Here is a 16,613-nt window from a genome sequence, read left to right on the forward strand (position 1 = left end):
GGTTCCATTCTTTTGAAGTCAATGAGAAATGAGCGTATGCAAAGAGATTTGTGCAAGCTGCAAGAAAAACGAACTGGGAATTTGTACAGTCTTCCGAAAATGGATCTGTGGGAGAGGGTCAAGAGCGAAAATCAGAGAGGAAAATGCCTGTAAAAGCTCTTGCAGAAAAGGAGAAAAAACATTTCCGCCGGGAAGACGGATGGAGAGAAAATGCAGTATTTACGGGGCTTTTACGGATAGGACATATCCTTAAAAAGGGAAAAGAGAAGGGGATGTAAAAGGAAGAGAGAAAGAAAAAAGAAGAGCAAATGGCTGCTGAAAGGAGAAGAAATTGAGGGCTTGACAGATGAAAATAGCTGGGCTAATTTGGGAGTGTAATGTAAGTGCTTTCATTAAGAAAGAAGGTATTGTATGGGTCAGTTTTTGAATGAGAACTTTATGCTTTACAACGAGACAGGAAGACGTCTCTTCCATACCTATGCGGAGCAGCTGCCGATCATCGACTATCACTGTCATATCTCCCCACAGGAGATCTATGAGGATCGCCGCTTCGACAATATATCCCAGATTTGGCTGGGAGGGCGCAATCCCGACGGGACCTATTTCGGGGATCACTATAAGTGGAGAGTCATGCGGTCGAACGGGACACCGGAGGATCTGGTGACCGGAGAGGCGGATCCTCTGACCAAGTTTAAGGCATTTGCGAAGGCTTTGGAGATGGCTATCGGCAATCCCATGTATCACTGGTGCAATCTGGAATTGAAGAAGTACTTCGGTGTCACGGAGCCTCTGACGGAGGAGAATGCCGAGAAAATCTACAATCACTGCAATGATATGCTGCGGCATGACCCGAAGATGACAGTCCGCGGCCTGATCGAGCAGTCCAATGTCCGCTTCGTCGGGACGACAGACGACCCTGTCGACGATCTCAAGTGGCATGAGAAGATTGCGGCGGATCCGGGCGTTTCCTTCCAGGTATGCCCATCCTTCCGCCCGGACAAGGCTATCAATATTCACCGCGAGGGATTCGCCGACTACATGAAGCAGCTGGCTCAGGCGGTGGGCAAAAAGTCCCTGGATACGATGGAGGATGTTCTTGACGCCTTAGATCGGCGGGTTTCCTTCTTCAAGGGGCACGGATGCCGTGCGACGGATCACGGACTTGACTACGTCATGTATCGTCCCTGCTCGATGGAGGAGGCAAACAGGGTCTATCAGAAGGCTCTGAAGGGGGAGAGCCTGAGTGATGAGGAGAGGGAGGAGTACCAGACCACTCTTCTGACCCATCTGGCCAGAACCTATCACAGGGAGGGGATGGTAATGGAGATCCACTACTCCTGCCTGCGCAATACCAATGCCCGCATGTTTGCCGCAGAGGGACCGGACACCGGATTTGATACGATCGCGCAGAATGACTGTATTCCGGCGCTGGCTTCCCTTTTGAGCGATCTGGACGAGACAAATGAACTGCCCAGAACCATCCTCTTCTCCCTGGATGCCGCTGACTTCGACCGCATCGGAGCTATGCTGGGCTGTTTCCAGTCTGAGGAGATTCCCTCCAAGATACAGATGGGGGCTGCCTGGTGGTTCCAGGATACGCGCGATGGGATGGAGAAGCAGATGAAGTCTCTGGGGAACCTTGGACTTTTAGGCAATTTCGTCGGCATGCTGACCGACTCCAGATCTTTCCTCTCTTATACAAGGCATGACTACTTCCGCCGGATCGCCTGCAATCTGATCGGAGAGTGGGTAGAGAAGGGAGAGTATCCCGCCATCGAGTCCTCCCTGAAGAAGATTGTGGAGGGGATCAGCTACTACAATGCCGAGCGCTATTTCGGGATTCATGAATAAAGGAAGGAAAAGGGGATATTTTATTTTCGCAAAAACAAAAATTCAGTAAAAAGGGATATTCAGAAAAATCAGGAGAGGTGCACAAGTGAGTCTACTTAATTATCGGGTATTGGAAAAGAGCAACTACCAGGGGTATATCCTGAAGCCGGGAGCTCCGGTCAAGGTTCTTCAGTTCGGCGAGGGGAATTTCCTGCGGGCTTTCGTGGACTACTGGTTTGACATGGCCAATGAGAAGGCGGGCTACAATGGCAAGGTGGCCGTGGTTCAGCCTATTGCCCAGGGACTGACTCAGCAGATCAACCAGCAGGAGGGGCTCTACACTCTCTATCTGCGGGGCTCTGAGAAGGGGCAGAAGGTGGACCGAAAGCGGGTGATCTCCGCCATTGACGCCTGCTATAATCCATACAATGTCGAGGACTGGCTCAAGGTCAAGGTGATTGCCTGCTCGGATGACCTGGAATACATCGCGTCCAATACGACGGAGGCCGGGATCGCGTACGACCCCCAGGCAAGCCTGGATCAGGCGCCGCCTGCCTCCTTCCCGGCCAAGCTGACCGCCCTGCTCTACGAGCGCTACAAGGCGGGAAAGAAGGGGCTGACCATCCTCTCCTGCGAGTTGATCGACAACAATGGAAGAGAGCTTGAGAAGATCGTTCAAAAGCACATTGAGGACTGGCATCTCGAGACGGGATTCGCCAGATGGATCGAGAAGGAGAACCTCTTCTGCTCAACCCTGGTAGACCGGATTGTCCCGGGGCGCATTCGCGATCAGAGAGAAGTCGACGAATTAAACCAAATCAACGGCTATGAAGATCAGCTGTTAGACGTAGGAGAAGTGTTCGGCGTCTGGTATATTGAGGGACCCGCGGAACTTGAGGATCGTCTGCCATTTAAGAGAGCGGGACTCAATGTCCACGTGGTCGAGCAGGTTGCCCCCTATAAGAAACGCAAGGTGCGCATCTTAAATGGCGCCCACACGGGTTTTGTTCTGGGAGCCTATCTGGCCGGGGAGAATATCGTCCGCGACTGTATGGAGGACGAGGTTATCCACGGATTCATGAACAAGATTCTCTATGATGAGGTCATTCCCATCCTGCCTCTGGACCGGGAGGACTGCGAGAATTTCGCGGCGGCAGTGACAGACCGCTTCAACAATCCCTTTGTCGATCATCAGCTTTTGTCCATCTCCTTGAACTCCACGTCCAAGTGGAAGGCCAGAGACCTGCCCTCACTCCTGGAATATCAGGAGAAATTTGGCAAGCTGCCGCAGGCTCTTTGCATGGGCTTCGCCGCCTATATCGCCTTCTTCAGCAATGACTTGAAGGAGAGGACCGCGGACGCGATCCTGGCCCGTCGCCCGGCAGGAGATGACTATCAGATCCAGGATGATGACTGGGTTTTGGACTTCTACTGGGAGCACAGGAAGGATGACGCGGCGACACTGACCGCGGCTGCCCTTGGAAATGAGAAGATGTGGGATCAGAATCTGAACGCTGTTCCGGGTCTGACAGAGCAGGTCAGCCGCGATTTGGAGCTGATCCGGGAGCAGGGGGCAAGGGAAGCCTATGCCTCAGTGCTTTGAGCTCCGAAGGGAGATAGAACTGTCCTGAATAATACCTGATCGGGTTAGAAAAGCGCCATCCGCGGCAAGGGCAGGTGCGTCCCTGAAATACGACGGCGGTGCGGTCAAGCGCGTCCTTGGAATACAACGGCGGTGCGGTCAGGCGCATCCTTGAAATACGACGGCGGTGCGGTCAAGCACGTCCTTGGAATACGACGGCGGTGTGGTCAGGCGCGTCCCTGAAACATGATGGCGGTGCGGCCAAGCGCATTCTTGAAACGTGATGGAGGTGCTGGCAAGTGCGCCCTTGAAAGACGATGGAGGCGCAGGGAGCGAGAGGTAGAACAATGCGATATATTCATATTCACCCCAGAGACAATGTCCTGGTAGCTCTTGAGGACTTAAAAGAGGGAGAGCAGATCAATCTGTCTGAAATTGACCTGTCTCAAATGGACCAGGGACAGATGGCGGGGAAGGCGGATGCCGTCTCAAATCCGGGTCAGGGAAATGCATATTCAAATCAGCCGGATACAGCCAGGGATGTCTCGATAAGAGCCGGATCGCTCACCCTCCTTGAGGATGTAAAGAGAGGACACAAGGTTGCTCTGACAGACATCCCTGCCGGGGGCCGGGTGATCAAGTACGGCAACCCAATCGCCATTGCCAAAGAGGAGATCAGGGCCGGCGCCTGGGTGCATACCCACAATGCCAGGACGGCTCTGACCGAGACAGCGGACTATCACTATGATCACCAGGTCTTTCCTCTGCCCGAGCTGCCTGAGCGCACCTTCGAGGGCTATCGCCGGGCGGACGGAAGAGTGGCCATCCGCAATGAGATCTGGATCCTGCCCGTCGTCGGCTGTGTCAATGATATTGCAGGAGGCCTGGCAAGGGAGAATCAGGATCTGGTCCAGGGAAATATCGAGGGCATGTATTCCTTTGCCCATCCCTATGGATGCTCACAGTTGGGCGGAGATCTGGACGCTACCAGACGCCTGCTGACGTCATTGGTCCGCCATCCCAATGCGGCGGGGGTTCTCTGTGTCTTCTTAGGCTGTGAGAATTTGACCCGGGAACTCTTCTTAGAAGCTTTAGGAGATTATAATCCCGATCGGGTTAAATTTCTGGTCTGCCAGGATGTGGAGGACGAGTACGAGGAGGGGCGGAAGCTCCTAAAGGAACTGGCCTCCTATGCCGATCGCTTTAAACGGGAGCCGATTCCTGCCTCAGAGCTGGTGGTCGGACTCAAGTGCGGGGGGTCCGACGGCCTCTCCGGAATCACAGCGAATCCGACGGTGGGACGTCTCTCTGACCGCCTGATTGCCCTGGGAGGGTCGACGGTTCTGACGGAGGTCCCGGAGATGTTCGGGGCAGAGAATATTCTCTTCGCGAGGTGCAAGGATCAGGCGACCTTTGACAAGGCCGTCGCCATGGTCAACCGATTCAAGAAGTACTTCGTGGATCACGGACAGACTGTCTACGAGAATCCCAGTCCGGGCAACAAGGCGGGAGGGATCACAACACTGGAGGACAAGTCCTGCGGCTGCGTTCAGAAGGGCGGTTCGGCCCAGATCGTGGATGTCTTAGATTATGCCTGCCCGGTCAGCAAGAAGGGACTGAATATCCTCTATGGGCCGGGCAATGATCTAGTCTCTTCGACAGACCTCGCGGCCAGCGGAGCCCATATGATTCTCTTCACCACAGGGCGGGGCACCCCGTTCGGGGCGCCGGTACCCACTGCCAAGATCGCGACCAACAGCCCGCTGGCCGCCCGGAAGAAGAACTGGATTGACTTTAACGCGGGCACCGTGGCGGATGGACTTGAGACACTGGACCAGGCCGGCGACAGGCTCTTGGACTTTGTCCTCGCTGTGGCTTCCGGCCAGAGAACCCAGGCTGAGAAGAGCGGCTGCAGGGATATCGCCATCTTCAAGGACGGGGTGACGCTGTGAATCGGTATTCGCAGATTTGAACCGGGGTGTTTACCAATTTAAAGGCATAGGGAAAAATTGAGTTTAAATTAAGAGGGAAGGCACTGGTGCTCTGGGACCGATGCCTTCCCCTGTCTGTCTTAAGCCTTTTGGCTCATTTAGTCCCATGCTTTCGCCAGCAGAAAGTCTCTGATATTTTGGTGTTTGATACCATCCCGGCTCATATCAAATTCATCCATAGAGATAACGTACTTGGGGAAGTGATCGCGGATAGGCTTATAGGCGCCGAATTCCCGGGCAATTGTCTCGGGAGACGAGAGCAGATAGCAAACCTGGACATAGAGCTTCTTGTCGGCTCTCTCCGCGACGAAGTCGATTTCCTGCTCGCCGGCCTTACCGATTGTGACATTGTAGCCGCGACGGATCAACTCGATGCAGACAATGTTTTCAAGGAGCTGATCAATATCACGATTGTTTCCGCCATAGACTGCCTGCCGAATGCCATGATCCACCAGATAGTACTTCTCATTGACAGACAGGATGCGCTTGCCGACAAGATCCTCGCGACGCAGCTTGCAAAAGAGAAAAGCGTCACAACAGGCCCTGATGTAGTTGAGGACTGTTTCGGGAGCAACCCTGCGATTTTCACTCTTGAAGTAGTTGGAAATGCTCCGTGCGCTGAAGGTGTGCCCTATATTGGCCATGACGTAGGTGATTATTCGCTCGAGAAGATCGACATCGCGAATCTTATTTCGTTTGATGATATCCTTTAGGATGACAGAACTATATACATCACGCAGATACTGAAGGGAAGCCTCCCGCTCCTCATGGAGATTGATCAGGAAGGGCATACCGCCCAGCTCCAGATAGCTGTGAAATTCCTTCGCGGGATCAATCCGGGTGGCCGTCTGCTTTCGTCCTATTAGATACTCTTGAAAAGAGAAGGGATAGATGACAAATTCAGTGTAACGCCCACCCAGGTAGGTGGCCAGTTCCGTTGAGAGCAGATGGGCATTGGAACCGGTGATATAAATGTCGCAGTTGAAATCGACACGGGCAGAATTGATGCAGCGCTCCCAATCGGTCACCTCCTGGATCTCGTCAAAGAAGAGATAGGACTTGCCGGAGATCGATGCAATACGTCGGCTGAGTTCCCCATAGAGAGCTCTTGCATTGCAGAATTTGGTATTCGCAAGCGACTCAAAGTTGAAGGAGATGAAGTTGTCATCAGAAATACCCTGGCCTCGCAGTTCATCCTTGATCAGATCGAGCATGACAGATTTGCCGGATCGGCGCATTCCCGTCAGGATTTTGATCAGTTCGTTCCCGATAAAAGGCCGAATGCGCTGCATGTACTGTTCACGTGGAATCATGTCCTCACCGCCTTTCTAGAGAAATCTGTCAAGAGCATAGCATATCTATAACTGACAAACCAGCTTAAAATATAATTTATGACAGCTACAACTGACAAAGAATAAAATATGGATATTTTATCAGCTATAACTGACAAAATAAATCGGAGCAGATTACCAGGGCGCTGGATCATTTGGCGCGCGAGGTCATGGAGGACTGCGATATCTGTGGAATGAAGGTTGTCTGCGATTATGTCAGGGAGGTCATGGCCCAGGAGTTCGGGAAGTAAGTATATGCATTGTCAGATCTGTGCTTGTGATTTGCAAAAATCATAGGACTTTTTGCATAATGGTTGTAAAGACGGCAAGGCACTGAAGAGGAGCCGTGTACAGGAGGCCTTCAGGAGTAATGCAACAGTGCCTTGGCGATGAAATCCATATAAGCAGATAGGAGAAGCAGAGCATGTGGAGAGAGTGGATGAATATCCTGTCAGGCTGGTCCACTACGGCGATCATCGGCCGCCTGGCAATTGCCACCGTTATGGGTACCATCATTGGAATTGACCGCGGCTTGAAACGGCGCGGGGCCGGAATTAAGACGCATGCCCTTGTCTGTCTGGGATCGGCCCTTGTGATGCTGACCAGCCAGTATATGATGATACAGTTTGACCATCAGGCCGACCTGGCCAGGCTGGGCGCCCAGGTTATCAGCGGCGTCGGCTTCCTGGGCGTCGGAACGATTCTGGTGACGGAGAAGCAGCGGATCAAGGGACTGACGACAGCGGCGGGGCTCTGGACCTGCGCCTGCGTGGGCTTGGCGATCGGCATCGGCTTCGTGGAGGGGGCAGTTTATGCCCTGATTTTTATTGCCCTTGTGCTTCGCATTCTCAACCGCTTTGACCTCTTTTTACAGAAACACGCTAAGGTCTTCGATCTGTATCTGGAGCTGGAGGACGGCAAGAGTATAGAGTTTTTTCTGCAGAAGATGCGGGATCACAATGTGAAGACAGAGATCATTGAGACCAGGAAAATGCAGGATCCCTGGAAGTATGCGTCCATGGTCATCTCACTGGAGATGGACCGCTTTGGCAAGCGGGCGGATCTGATCAAGGAGATCCGGGAACTTGATTATGTGCATTATGTGGAGGAGATGTGAGGAGCAAAAGCATAGGGGCCCTCGCATGAGGAGGGGATCGGTCCGCCAGACCTTTGACAGGAAATGTATTCCTGACAGCGGAATCCGTGCTTCGCAGGGACTCCACCGTCTTGAGATCTGGATTGAAAAACGATCAAAATCCCTGCAGAGAACATGCAAAAGAGGTAATATAACAGAAAAGAATGATAGCGTGTTGGAAGCCGCTTTGGACCGCGGCTGGAAGTCAGATGATACAGGGTTCATGCCCGGGTCTGTTGAAAAAGCCGGAGCGAGTGAGTATGAGGGAGGAAGAACATGGCAGTAGAATACGCATTCGGGATCGATATTGGTGGAACAACGGTTAAAATCGGTATTTTTACAGATGACGGCAAGTTGGAGGATAAATGGGAGATTCCGACTCGCACCGAGAATAATGGAGAAATGATCTTAGATGATATTGCTGCCTCGATTCGGGAATATCTTGAGAAGAAGGAAATTACTTCGGACAAGGTGCTGGGCATTGGAATTGATGTGCCGGGACCGGTTTTAGGCGCTTCGGTCGTCAACAAGTGCGTCAATTTGGGCTGGGGCGTGACGGATGTCGCTTCCAAGATGCGCATGCTGACCGATGTTGAAAATGTCCAGGTGGCCAACGATGCCAATGCAGCCGCACTCGGCGAGATGTGGCAGGGGGGAGGCCAGGGACATGATAATGTGGTTATGATTACTCTTGGAACTGGCGTTGGCGGAGGCATTATCCTGAATGGTCAGATCGTGGAGGGGAATTTCGGCGCAGGCGGAGAGATCGGGCATATGATTATGAATCCCCATGAGAAGCAGGCTTGTGGCTGTGGCAAGAAAGGGCATCTGGAGCAGTATGCCTCAGCAACAGGCATTGTCCGCAAGGCCAATGAAGTGCTGTCGGCGGATCAGAGAGAGTCTGCCCTTCGCAGGCATAAGAAGCTGACGGCCAAGGATGTCTACGACGCGGCTAAGGCAGGTGATCCGCTGGCGCTGGAGATTGCGGATTTCGTTGGGCGAATGCTCGGCCTGGCCTGCGCCCGTATCTCCTGTGTGATTGATCCGGAGATTTATGTGATCGGGGGCGGAGTGTCCAAGGCGGGTGACATCCTGCTTGAGAGCATCAAGAAGCATTTTGTCGAGGAGGCCTTCCACGCTTCTGAGGAGGCTCGCTTTGCTTTGGCAACCCTGGGCAATGATGCCGGTATGTATGGCGCGGTGAAGATGGTTCTGTAAGGGAGATCTGAGCAGGCACCTCCTTAAATCCAAAACCAGGACAATGAAATCCTGTGAGAGCCGCGCGCCGCATATCGCACATACACAGTTTGAGTAAGTGCGATATGCGGTAAGCAGCTCTGCTTTGGTTGTAGTATTGCGATTATCAACAGCTATTGTCATATGCCTGGAGCTGTGCTTCGGCTTATTTCCTGCGGAAATACGATCGTCAGATCACAAATAACAGAGCGGCAGACGTCGAATTACTTGTATGTCTTTGTGGATCTTAAGCCTCTGTGGAGCGAAGATCCTGCAGTAAAGACTTGTGTAGTGACATAACGTAAGATAAGTTTTTACCTCCTTTCCCTGGGGATTCGTATGGTCACCTCTGTCCCCCGGCCGGGGATTGACTGGTAGCTGAGCCCATAGCCCTCGCCGTAGAGGAGGCGGAGGCGGGAGTGGATGTTGTAGATGGCGACATTGGAGCCGCTTGCCTTGGACATGGGGGTGTAGGTCAGAAGATGATCGAGAAGCTCCTGATCCATGCCGACGCCGTCGTCTGAGATCAGCAGATAGAGGGCGTCATCCTCCCAGGCAGTGATGACGATGGTTCCGGTCGGCGGGTTTTTCTCCAGGATGCCGTGGAGGATGGCATTCTCCAGGATGGGCTGGAGGGTGAGCTTGGGAATATGGCAGGAGTTCAGCTCGTCCGGGACGTCCACCACCAGGTCGATGGCATTTTCAAAGCGCATATTCTGCAGCTGGACATAGATACTGGCGTGTTCGATCTCGTCTCCGATGGTGGAGACGGGATCTTTTTTTGACAGGGTCAGCTTGTAGAAGCGGGACAGGCGCATGACAATCTCGCTCACCTTGTCGTACTGCCGGGCCTGAGCCATCCAGTGGATCATATCCATGGTGTTGTAGAGAAAATGGGGGTTGATCTGGGCCTGCAGGGCGTTGAACTCAGCGATAGTCTTTTCCTCGGAAATCCGCTGCTGTTCGGCCACAAGCGCGTTGATGCGGCCGGCCATATAGTTGTAGGAATCCACCAGCTGCCCCACCTCATCCTTATAGGGAGAGGGGGGCATAGGAGAGGGAGTATCGTCGGCTTTGACCTGGGACATCTGGGCGGAGACCTGGCGGATTCGCCGGACGATAGACCCGGCCAGAAGCTCGGCGATGAAAATACCGCCGACCATGCAGATAAAAATGATGGCGAGATAGCGCAGGATGATCTGATTGCCCTGGCGGATCAGGCTGCTCTTGGGGATGATGATCACCAGGTACCAGGAGGGGCCGGGGATCCTGTGGAAGGCGGCGTAGACATCGGATCCGAGGACATTTTTCTCGACAAAGGCGTTGGAAGACTCCAGATAGTCGGTGATCTGGCCGTAGTCGATGCGGTAGGTGGCGGACCGGGCCCTGTCGGTCTCGGCGATGATCTGATTGCGGTCGTTGATCAGATAGGAGACCCCGTCGGGAAAGGTCAGATTGTCGCGCAGGGCCTGTCGGTAGAGGCCTGAGGAATAGTAGACAGCCAGATAGCCGGACAGGGACTTTCCCTGATAGAGAAAACGAAAACGGCGGATGTAGGCGCTGTCGCCGTAGGTGCTGGCCTCGATCGGTCCCAGATAAGAGGAGGGGCAGTAGAGGTGATCGACAGAAGAGGCCTGGAAAATGCCGTACCAATAGCGGCCTCTGGCCTGGGTCAGGGGCGCGAATATAGGAGAAGCAGTGGGACTGGCGAAGAAGTTGTCCCCCTCCGGAAGATCGATGTAGATCCGGGTCTGATAGCCCTCTGACTGATAGGAATGCGCCTTGGTCAGAAAGTCCTGTGCCAGGGAGGTCTGCGCCGCCTCTTTGAAATCGGCAGGGGAGGCGGATGAGAAGAGCTCCTGGTAGTAGGCACAGGAGGACAGGTCGTTGGCGACATTCTGGGCGCGGACGGCAAGGGCCCGCAGAATCGGAGAGGCCTTGGCGGAGGATTTCTGAGCCTGGGAGATGGTGTTGGAGATCACCATATCGCGAAAGTCCGCGGAGAAGGCAAGTCCGATGAAGAGAGCGGGTATGACGACAGCGGCCAGGAGGACAAGGGATAGCTTGGTTCGTATTTTCAGGTTCAGAAGGATCTTTTTCATTGCGAAGCCTCGTTATGACCTTTACAGGCGCTGTCCCGGAATTTCTCACCGAGGGCGAAAAGAGAGGCGGTTACCTGGCGCTGTGGGGTTACTATTTCCAGAGTTTCTCGCGGAATTCTGTGGGAGAGAGCCCGGTCGACTTTCGAAAGCTCTTGCTGAAATAGTTGCCGTCGTTGTAGCCGACCATGCCGGAGATTTCGCTGACCCGGTTGCGGGGGTCAGACAGGAGCTGCTTGGCCCGTTCCATCCGAAAATCGGTCAGATAGGCATTCAGGGTCTGCCCGGTCTCGCCCTTGAAGAAGGTGCAGAGGTAGGAGACGGAGAGGTTGGCATAGTCGGCGATGTCCTTGACGGAGAGCGAGGACTGGCTGTAATGCTGCCCGATATAGCTTCGGATCAGATAGATGGTCTGGTTTTCGGCCTTCTGAGAGGAGAGGTCCTCGAAATACGCCCGGATACGGTCCTTGAGTCCCCGGTTCAGGTCATCCAGGCAGAAGCAGGCATTGACCTGATCCATGACGGATTCCGTGGGGGTCAATGGCGAGGGGACAATTCCCTGCTTTTCACGGATATGGTCGAGCTCGCGAAAGAGATCGATATAGAGGGACTTGATCTGGCTGGGAAGCAGAGCCCGGGATTTGCGGCTGAGATCGGAAAGCTCTGCTCTGTACTGGTTGGCGTCTTCTTTTCGTCCGTCAGCCAGGGCATCTGTCAGAAGGCGGCCAAGGTTCTGCAGGTCTGACAGAGAACCTTCTGGGATCTCAGACCAGTCGGTTTGGTTTAAGATGCTGCCGGGTGGACAGGAAAAAGCCCTCTGCAGGAGGAGGACAGCGGACTGAAAGGAGAGATAGGCCCGGCTGATTCCCCGCTCCATTTCTCCGACGGCGACATAAGAGCGGCTGAAGGGGAGGTAGGCCTCCCGCAGGAAATTGGCGGCCAGCTCTATCTGTCGGGGCTGGGATCTCTGACCGCTATAGATATGGTAGACCACATAGTAGAGGTGTTTCTCGCTGGAGATGACATAAAGACCGTGGGGGGCCAGCATCTGCGCAAGCCTCTGATGGATGGAGGGAAGCTGTGGAATCACAGAGGAGACGTCCTCTAACTGGACGACAATGGAGTTTACATAGAGAAAGTTATCTTCCTTGTCTTCCCGGCAGTAGCTGCAGTAATCGGCCCAGAGACGATCGACCCGGTCGGCGTCCTGGGCGTAGGGAACGGTCAGCTGAAAAGCCAGGGTCTCGGAAATTTGCTCTAAAGACCGCTTGTGACTGTCCTGCTGCAGGCGGTTGGCTTGAACCTGAGATACGGCTTTTCGCAGGGCGTTCCTCAGCTCTTCAATATCGATGGGCTTATCAATGTAGTTGACAGCGCCGAGCCGCAGGGCGGTCTTTACGTATTCCCGGTCGGTGTAGCCGCTCATGAAGATGGTGACCAGGTCGGAATTCGTCTTCTGCAGGGCGCCGACCATGGTCAGGCCGTCCATTTTGGGCATGCGGATATCCGAGAGAAGGAGATCAACCGGCTGCTCACAAGCGATCCGTATTCCCTCCGCCCCGTCTCTCGCGCTGAGAATCTGATCGATTCCCAATCCGGCAAAATCAACCGAGCCCAGGATCCCCTGCCTGGTCAGTTCTTCGTCGTCAACGATCAGTAAAGTCATAATAATCCCAATTTCTCCTCTCACCCTCGCTCTCAGTCTACAAGATTGCCCGGCCGAATGACAGAAAAATAATACCCGGGATCAGAAAAATTTCCTCTTTTGGCGGATGACTCCGGCTGTTAGCATTAATTTCAGAGAGAGTATCTACCAGGAAAAGGGGGCGTGAACTTGTCTGATTATGTATTGGAATTAAAGGGAATTACTAAGATTTTTCCCGGCGTCAAGGCATTGGATCATGTGCAGTTCCAACTCAAGCCGGGGGAGATTCATGCCCTGATGGGAGAGAATGGAGCCGGAAAATCAACCTTTATCAAGGTGATCACAGGGGTACACCAGGCGGAAGAGGGAGAGATGTATCTGGATGGCAAGAAGGTCTCCTTCCGGGGGCCGAGGGATGCCCAGGCAGCGGGAATCGCCGCGGTCTATCAGCATCCGACCTCCTACCCGGATCTGTCCGTGACGGAAAATATCTTTATGAATCATGAGCGGGTCAAGGGCGGTTTCATGCAGTGGAAGGAGATGAACCGCCTGGCCCAGGACTATCTGGATCAGCTGGATGCCGATTTCGAGAGCACAGCGGAAATGGGAACCCTGTCCGTCGCCCAGCAGCAGATGGTTGAGATCGCCAAGGCGGTGTCAACATGTGCCAAGATCGTGATTTTGGATGAGCCGACAGCGGCTCTGACGGCCAATGAGTCCGAGAAGCTCTACAAAATTGTAGAGAAATTAAGGGACGACGGGGTCTCCGTCATCTTCATCTCGCACCGCTTTGAGGATATGTACCGGCTGGCCTCCCGGGTTACGGTCTTTCGCGACAGCCAGTACATTGGCACCTATCAGGTTGATGAGATCAGCAATGCCCAGTTGATCAAGCACATGGTCGGCCGGGAAATCAGCGATATGTATCCCAAGGAGAAGGTGGAGGTCGGAGAAGACATGCTCCGCGTCGAGAACTTTTCCAGGCTGGGCTATTTCAAGGATGTCAGCTTCCATGTCAGGGCCGGCGAGATCGTCGGACTGACCGGGCTGGTCGGCGCAGGACGAACGGAAGTCGTCGAGGCGATCTGCGGGATCACAGGATACAAGGATGGCCGGGTTTTTGTCGAGGGCAAGGAGGTTCGCATCAAGAATCCCACGGACTCCAAGAACCTGGGTCTGGTTCTTCTGCCGGAGGACCGGCAGAAGACGGGGCTGATCATGAGCTGGGGACTGGGACGCAATGTCACCCTTCCCATCTATGACCGGCTCTCTAAGCGGGGATTTACCGATGAGAACCGGGAGAGGACGCTGGCCAAGGAGGTCCTCGAAGGGGTTGATACCAAGGCGGTCAGCATCTTCGACGCGGCGTCGACCCTCTCCGGCGGCAACCAGCAGAAGGTGGTCGTGGCCAAGGCCCTGGCCCAGGACAACATGAAGGTGGTCATCATGGACGAGCCGACCAAGGGTGTTGACGTCGGCGCCAAGTCGGAGATCTACGGCATCATGAGCAAGCTGGCCAAACAGGGCTACGCCATCATCATGGTCTCCTCGGAAATGCCTGAAATCCTGGGGATGTGCGATCGGATCTACGTCATGTGCAAGGGCAGAATCACAGGAGAGCTGCCCGTCGACCAGGCGAGCCAGGAGAAGATTTTAGAGCTCGCCATGGAAAAGGAGTCTGGGGGGAGAGAAGTCTAATGGAGAAGAAGTCATTTTTGAAGAAAATCGGCGGATCAAGAGAGATATCCCTCCTTCTGATCCTGCTTGTCCTGATCGGGCTGGTGTCCATCAAGTCCCCCGGCTTTTTGTCCATGCAGAATATCACGGAAATTCTCAAGAACAATTCCGTGACCATGATCCTCTCGTTAGGGATGCTCATGGTTCTTCTGATCGGGGGGATTGATATCTCTGTGGCCTCCACCCTGGGATTTGCCGGGATGACGGTCGGCATGCTCTTTAAGACCGGCCTGGTGTCAAGCACGCTTCTGGGCTTTGTCATCGCCATCGGTATGGGGGCGGTCTGCGGACTTGTGGTCGGCCTGATTATCTCCTATGGAAGGGTGGCTCCCATCATCTGTACCATGGGCGCCATGTATATCTATCGGGGTCTGGCCTACCTTGTGGCTAATGACCAGTGGGCCGGTGCGGACGCCCTGGGAGAGTTCAAGAGCTTCGCTCTGACGAGCAGTCTGGGCATCAACAATGTCATCCTGGTCACGATTGTCTGCTATCTGCTCTTCTTCGTTATTTTGAAGTGGACCAAGTTCGGCCGCAATATTTACGCGGTCGGCTCCAATGAAGAGGCGGCGGGGATTTCCGGAATCAATGTCCATGGAGTCAAGATCGCCGTCTATACCCTGATGGGTACGCTAGCAGGACTGTCCGGAGCCCTGTCCACATCGGTCTACGCGTCAGCCCAGCCCAATATGCAGTACGGCAAGGAGATGGACGTCATCGCGGCCTGTGTCATCGGCGGTGTCAGCATGAGCGGCGGCAGAGGCAGCGTCATCGGCGCCCTTTTGGGAGCGCTGATTCTGGCGGTTATTTCTAAGGCCCTGCCTCTGATCGGAATCGGGGCTTTGGCCCAGAACACCATCAAGGGGGTTCTGATCGTCGCGGTAATCATTGCCAATGTCATCACGCAGAGGATTATGGTTCGGTCGACGCTGGAGAAGAGAGAGATCTAAGGGGGATATTATGGCAGGAAAATCTGGAAGAACGATTGCGGCAACCGAGAACAAGCCGCTGACAAGCAGACTGCTGAACTGGGAGTCCATGCTCGTGGTTCTGCTTGTGCTCGTCAATATCATCTGTATCGGCATTTCTCCCGTATACAACGCGACCAATCTGCTGCGGGAGAGCCCCAAATATCTGGCGGAGATTTTTCTCCTCTTTCCCATGGCCTTCATTCTGCTTCTGGGAGAGATCGATATCTCGGTTGGATCGATTGTCTGCCTCTGCGCGACGACGGCCGGCATGGCGTCCAACCTCAAGATCCCCTTCGTCGGCGTCTTTCTTCTGACCCTCCTTGTGGGTCTTGCCTGCGGGGCCATCAATGGCCTTCTGGCCGTGGAATTCCGCGAGCTGCCGACCATGATTATTACGCTGGGAACACAGATCATATACCGGGGGATAGCGGAGCTGATGCTGGGCGAGGGAGGATCAGTCTCGATCAAGGATTTTCGGGGATTTAAGGTCCTGTCAACCAAAGTCGGACCCTTCCCGATCAGTTTCTTTCTGGTCGTGCTCACAGGCATCGTCTTCATCATCGTCGCGTCCAGGATGAATTACGGACGCAAGCTCTATGCCATCGGCAGCAACGCGAGAACGTCTTTCTATTCCGGGATTAAGGTGAAGCGGACGATCTTTATCGCATACGCTTTGATGGGTCTCTTTTCCGGTCTTGCCGCTCTCTTTTTGACAGCGGCGACCTATGGGGCCAATACGACGACCGGCAAGGGCTTTGAGATGGACGCCATTGCCATGGCTGTATTCGGCGGGGTGTCCACGACAGGAGGAAAGGGAAAGATCCTGGGAGCCTTCATCGCGGCCTTTACCATCCTCTGTCTTAGGGTCGGCCTGGGACAGAAGAACTTAAATTCACAGATCATCTTGATCATCATCGGCATTCTCCTGATTGTCTCCGTCCTGATTCCCAATATCTCCGGCGGATTCAAGGCCAGAAGAAAGCAGGCATAGAAAAAAGAATATGAGTGTCCTCAGGGACTCATAGATATAGAAATCATGGGGTAGACAGAAGGAGG

12 protein-coding genes are annotated in these 16,613 nt (G+C 54.0%); 9 read left to right on the forward strand and 3 right to left on the reverse strand.

All coding sequences use genetic code 11. The features are described from left to right. Window positions 1–50 precede the first annotated feature (50 nt). The 4 genes from GCWU000342_RS09080 to GCWU000342_RS09095 all read left to right on the forward strand — a co-directional run bounded on the left by GCWU000342_RS09080 (window position 51) and on the right by GCWU000342_RS09095 (window position 5,364). Window positions 51–278 carry a hypothetical protein gene (locus GCWU000342_RS09080; protein WP_006907125.1) on the forward strand — a complete coding sequence of 76 codons (228 nt, stop codon included), beginning with the start codon at window positions 51–53 and terminating at the stop codon, window positions 276–278. A 133-nt stretch (window positions 279–411) separates the two neighbouring features. Further along, window positions 412–1,851: a glucuronate isomerase gene (gene uxaC / locus GCWU000342_RS09085; RefSeq protein ID WP_006907126.1), complete on the forward strand. Its 1,440-nt coding sequence runs from the start codon at window positions 412–414 to the stop codon at window positions 1,849–1,851. Window positions 1,852–1,936: 85 nt separating this feature from the next. Then, window positions 1,937–3,433 carry a tagaturonate reductase gene (locus tag GCWU000342_RS09090; protein ID WP_006907127.1) on the forward strand — a complete coding sequence of 499 codons (1,497 nt, stop codon included), beginning with the start codon at window positions 1,937–1,939 and terminating at the stop codon, window positions 3,431–3,433. Between the two features lie 326 nt (window positions 3,434–3,759). Continuing rightward, window positions 3,760–5,364, forward strand: a complete 1,605-nt coding sequence (locus GCWU000342_RS09095; protein ID WP_045000995.1) for a UxaA family hydrolase — start codon at window positions 3,760–3,762, stop codon at window positions 5,362–5,364. A gap of 137 nt (window positions 5,365–5,501) precedes the next feature. Here GCWU000342_RS09095 and GCWU000342_RS09100 read toward each other — a convergent pair whose 3' ends face one another. Further along, on the reverse strand, window positions 5,502–6,716 hold the full coding sequence (locus GCWU000342_RS09100) for an ATP-binding protein (protein WP_006907130.1): 1,215 nt from the start codon (window positions 6,714–6,716) through the stop codon (window positions 5,502–5,504). 442 nt (window positions 6,717–7,158) lie between these two features. Here GCWU000342_RS09100 and GCWU000342_RS09105 point away from each other — a divergent pair, with 442 nt between their 5' ends. Together GCWU000342_RS09105 and GCWU000342_RS09115 are read left to right on the forward strand one after the other, a co-directional pair. Then, window positions 7,159–7,851 carry an MgtC/SapB family protein gene (locus GCWU000342_RS09105; RefSeq protein WP_006907132.1) on the forward strand — a complete coding sequence of 231 codons (693 nt, stop codon included), beginning with the start codon at window positions 7,159–7,161 and terminating at the stop codon, window positions 7,849–7,851. Between the two features lie 294 nt (window positions 7,852–8,145). Beyond that, complete coding sequence (locus GCWU000342_RS09115) at window positions 8,146–9,087, forward strand: ROK family glucokinase (RefSeq protein ID WP_006907134.1); 942 nt, start codon at window positions 8,146–8,148, stop codon at window positions 9,085–9,087. A gap of 332 nt (window positions 9,088–9,419) precedes the next feature. Here GCWU000342_RS09115 and GCWU000342_RS09120 read toward each other — a convergent pair whose 3' ends face one another. Continuing rightward, complete coding sequence (locus GCWU000342_RS09120) at window positions 9,420–11,207, reverse strand: sensor histidine kinase (protein WP_006907135.1); 1,788 nt, start codon at window positions 11,205–11,207, stop codon at window positions 9,420–9,422. Between the two features lie 91 nt (window positions 11,208–11,298). Beyond that, window positions 11,299–12,894, reverse strand: coding sequence for a response regulator (locus GCWU000342_RS09125; RefSeq protein ID WP_207635027.1), 1,596 nt, complete (start codon window positions 12,892–12,894; stop codon window positions 11,299–11,301). 144 nt (window positions 12,895–13,038) lie between these two features. Between GCWU000342_RS09125 and GCWU000342_RS09130 the strand changes: the two genes are divergently transcribed. Genes GCWU000342_RS09130 through GCWU000342_RS09140 form a run of 3 tightly spaced genes read left to right on the forward strand, consistent with a single transcriptional unit; the run spans window position 13,039 to window position 16,548 of the window. Further along, on the forward strand, window positions 13,039–14,547 hold the full coding sequence (locus GCWU000342_RS09130) for a sugar ABC transporter ATP-binding protein (protein ID WP_045001190.1): 1,509 nt from the start codon (window positions 13,039–13,041) through the stop codon (window positions 14,545–14,547). Beyond that, the gene (locus GCWU000342_RS09135) at window positions 14,547–15,536 is read left to right on the forward strand and encodes an ABC transporter permease (RefSeq protein WP_006907138.1); all 990 of its coding nucleotides are present in this window, start codon (window positions 14,547–14,549) and stop codon (window positions 15,534–15,536) included. The genes GCWU000342_RS09130 and GCWU000342_RS09135 overlap by 1 nt, the downstream gene beginning before the upstream one ends. A 10-nt stretch (window positions 15,537–15,546) precedes the next feature. Beyond that, window positions 15,547–16,548, forward strand: coding sequence for an ABC transporter permease (locus tag GCWU000342_RS09140; RefSeq protein ID WP_006907139.1), 1,002 nt, complete (start codon window positions 15,547–15,549; stop codon window positions 16,546–16,548). The last annotated feature ends 65 nt before the right edge of the window (window positions 16,549–16,613 follow it).

Source organism: Shuttleworthella satelles DSM 14600 (assembly GCF_000160115.1).
Classification (GTDB): Bacteria; Bacillota; Clostridia; order Lachnospirales; family Lachnospiraceae; genus Shuttleworthia; species Shuttleworthia satelles.

Bases quoted from the DNA above. Each gene is read 5' to 3' on its own strand.
- uxaC (WP_006907126.1), top strand. From the start codon at position 412: ATGGGTCAGTTTTTGAATGAGAACTTTATGCTTTACAACGAGACAGGA.
- GCWU000342_RS09095 (WP_045000995.1), top strand. From the start codon at position 3,760: ATGCGATATATTCATATTCACCCCAGAGACAATGTCCTGGTAGCTCTT.
- GCWU000342_RS09135 (WP_006907138.1), top strand. From the start codon at position 14,547: ATGGAGAAGAAGTCATTTTTGAAGAAAATCGGCGGATCAAGAGAGATA.
- GCWU000342_RS09100 (WP_006907130.1), bottom strand. From the start codon at position 6,716: ATGATTCCACGTGAACAGTACATGCAGCGCATTCGGCCTTTTATCGGG.
- GCWU000342_RS09105 (WP_006907132.1), top strand. From the start codon at position 7,159: ATGTGGAGAGAGTGGATGAATATCCTGTCAGGCTGGTCCACTACGGCG.
- GCWU000342_RS09140 (WP_006907139.1), top strand. From the start codon at position 15,547: ATGGCAGGAAAATCTGGAAGAACGATTGCGGCAACCGAGAACAAGCCG.
- GCWU000342_RS09120 (WP_006907135.1), bottom strand. From the start codon at position 11,207: ATGAAAAAGATCCTTCTGAACCTGAAAATACGAACCAAGCTATCCCTT.
- GCWU000342_RS09115 (WP_006907134.1), top strand. From the start codon at position 8,146: ATGGCAGTAGAATACGCATTCGGGATCGATATTGGTGGAACAACGGTT.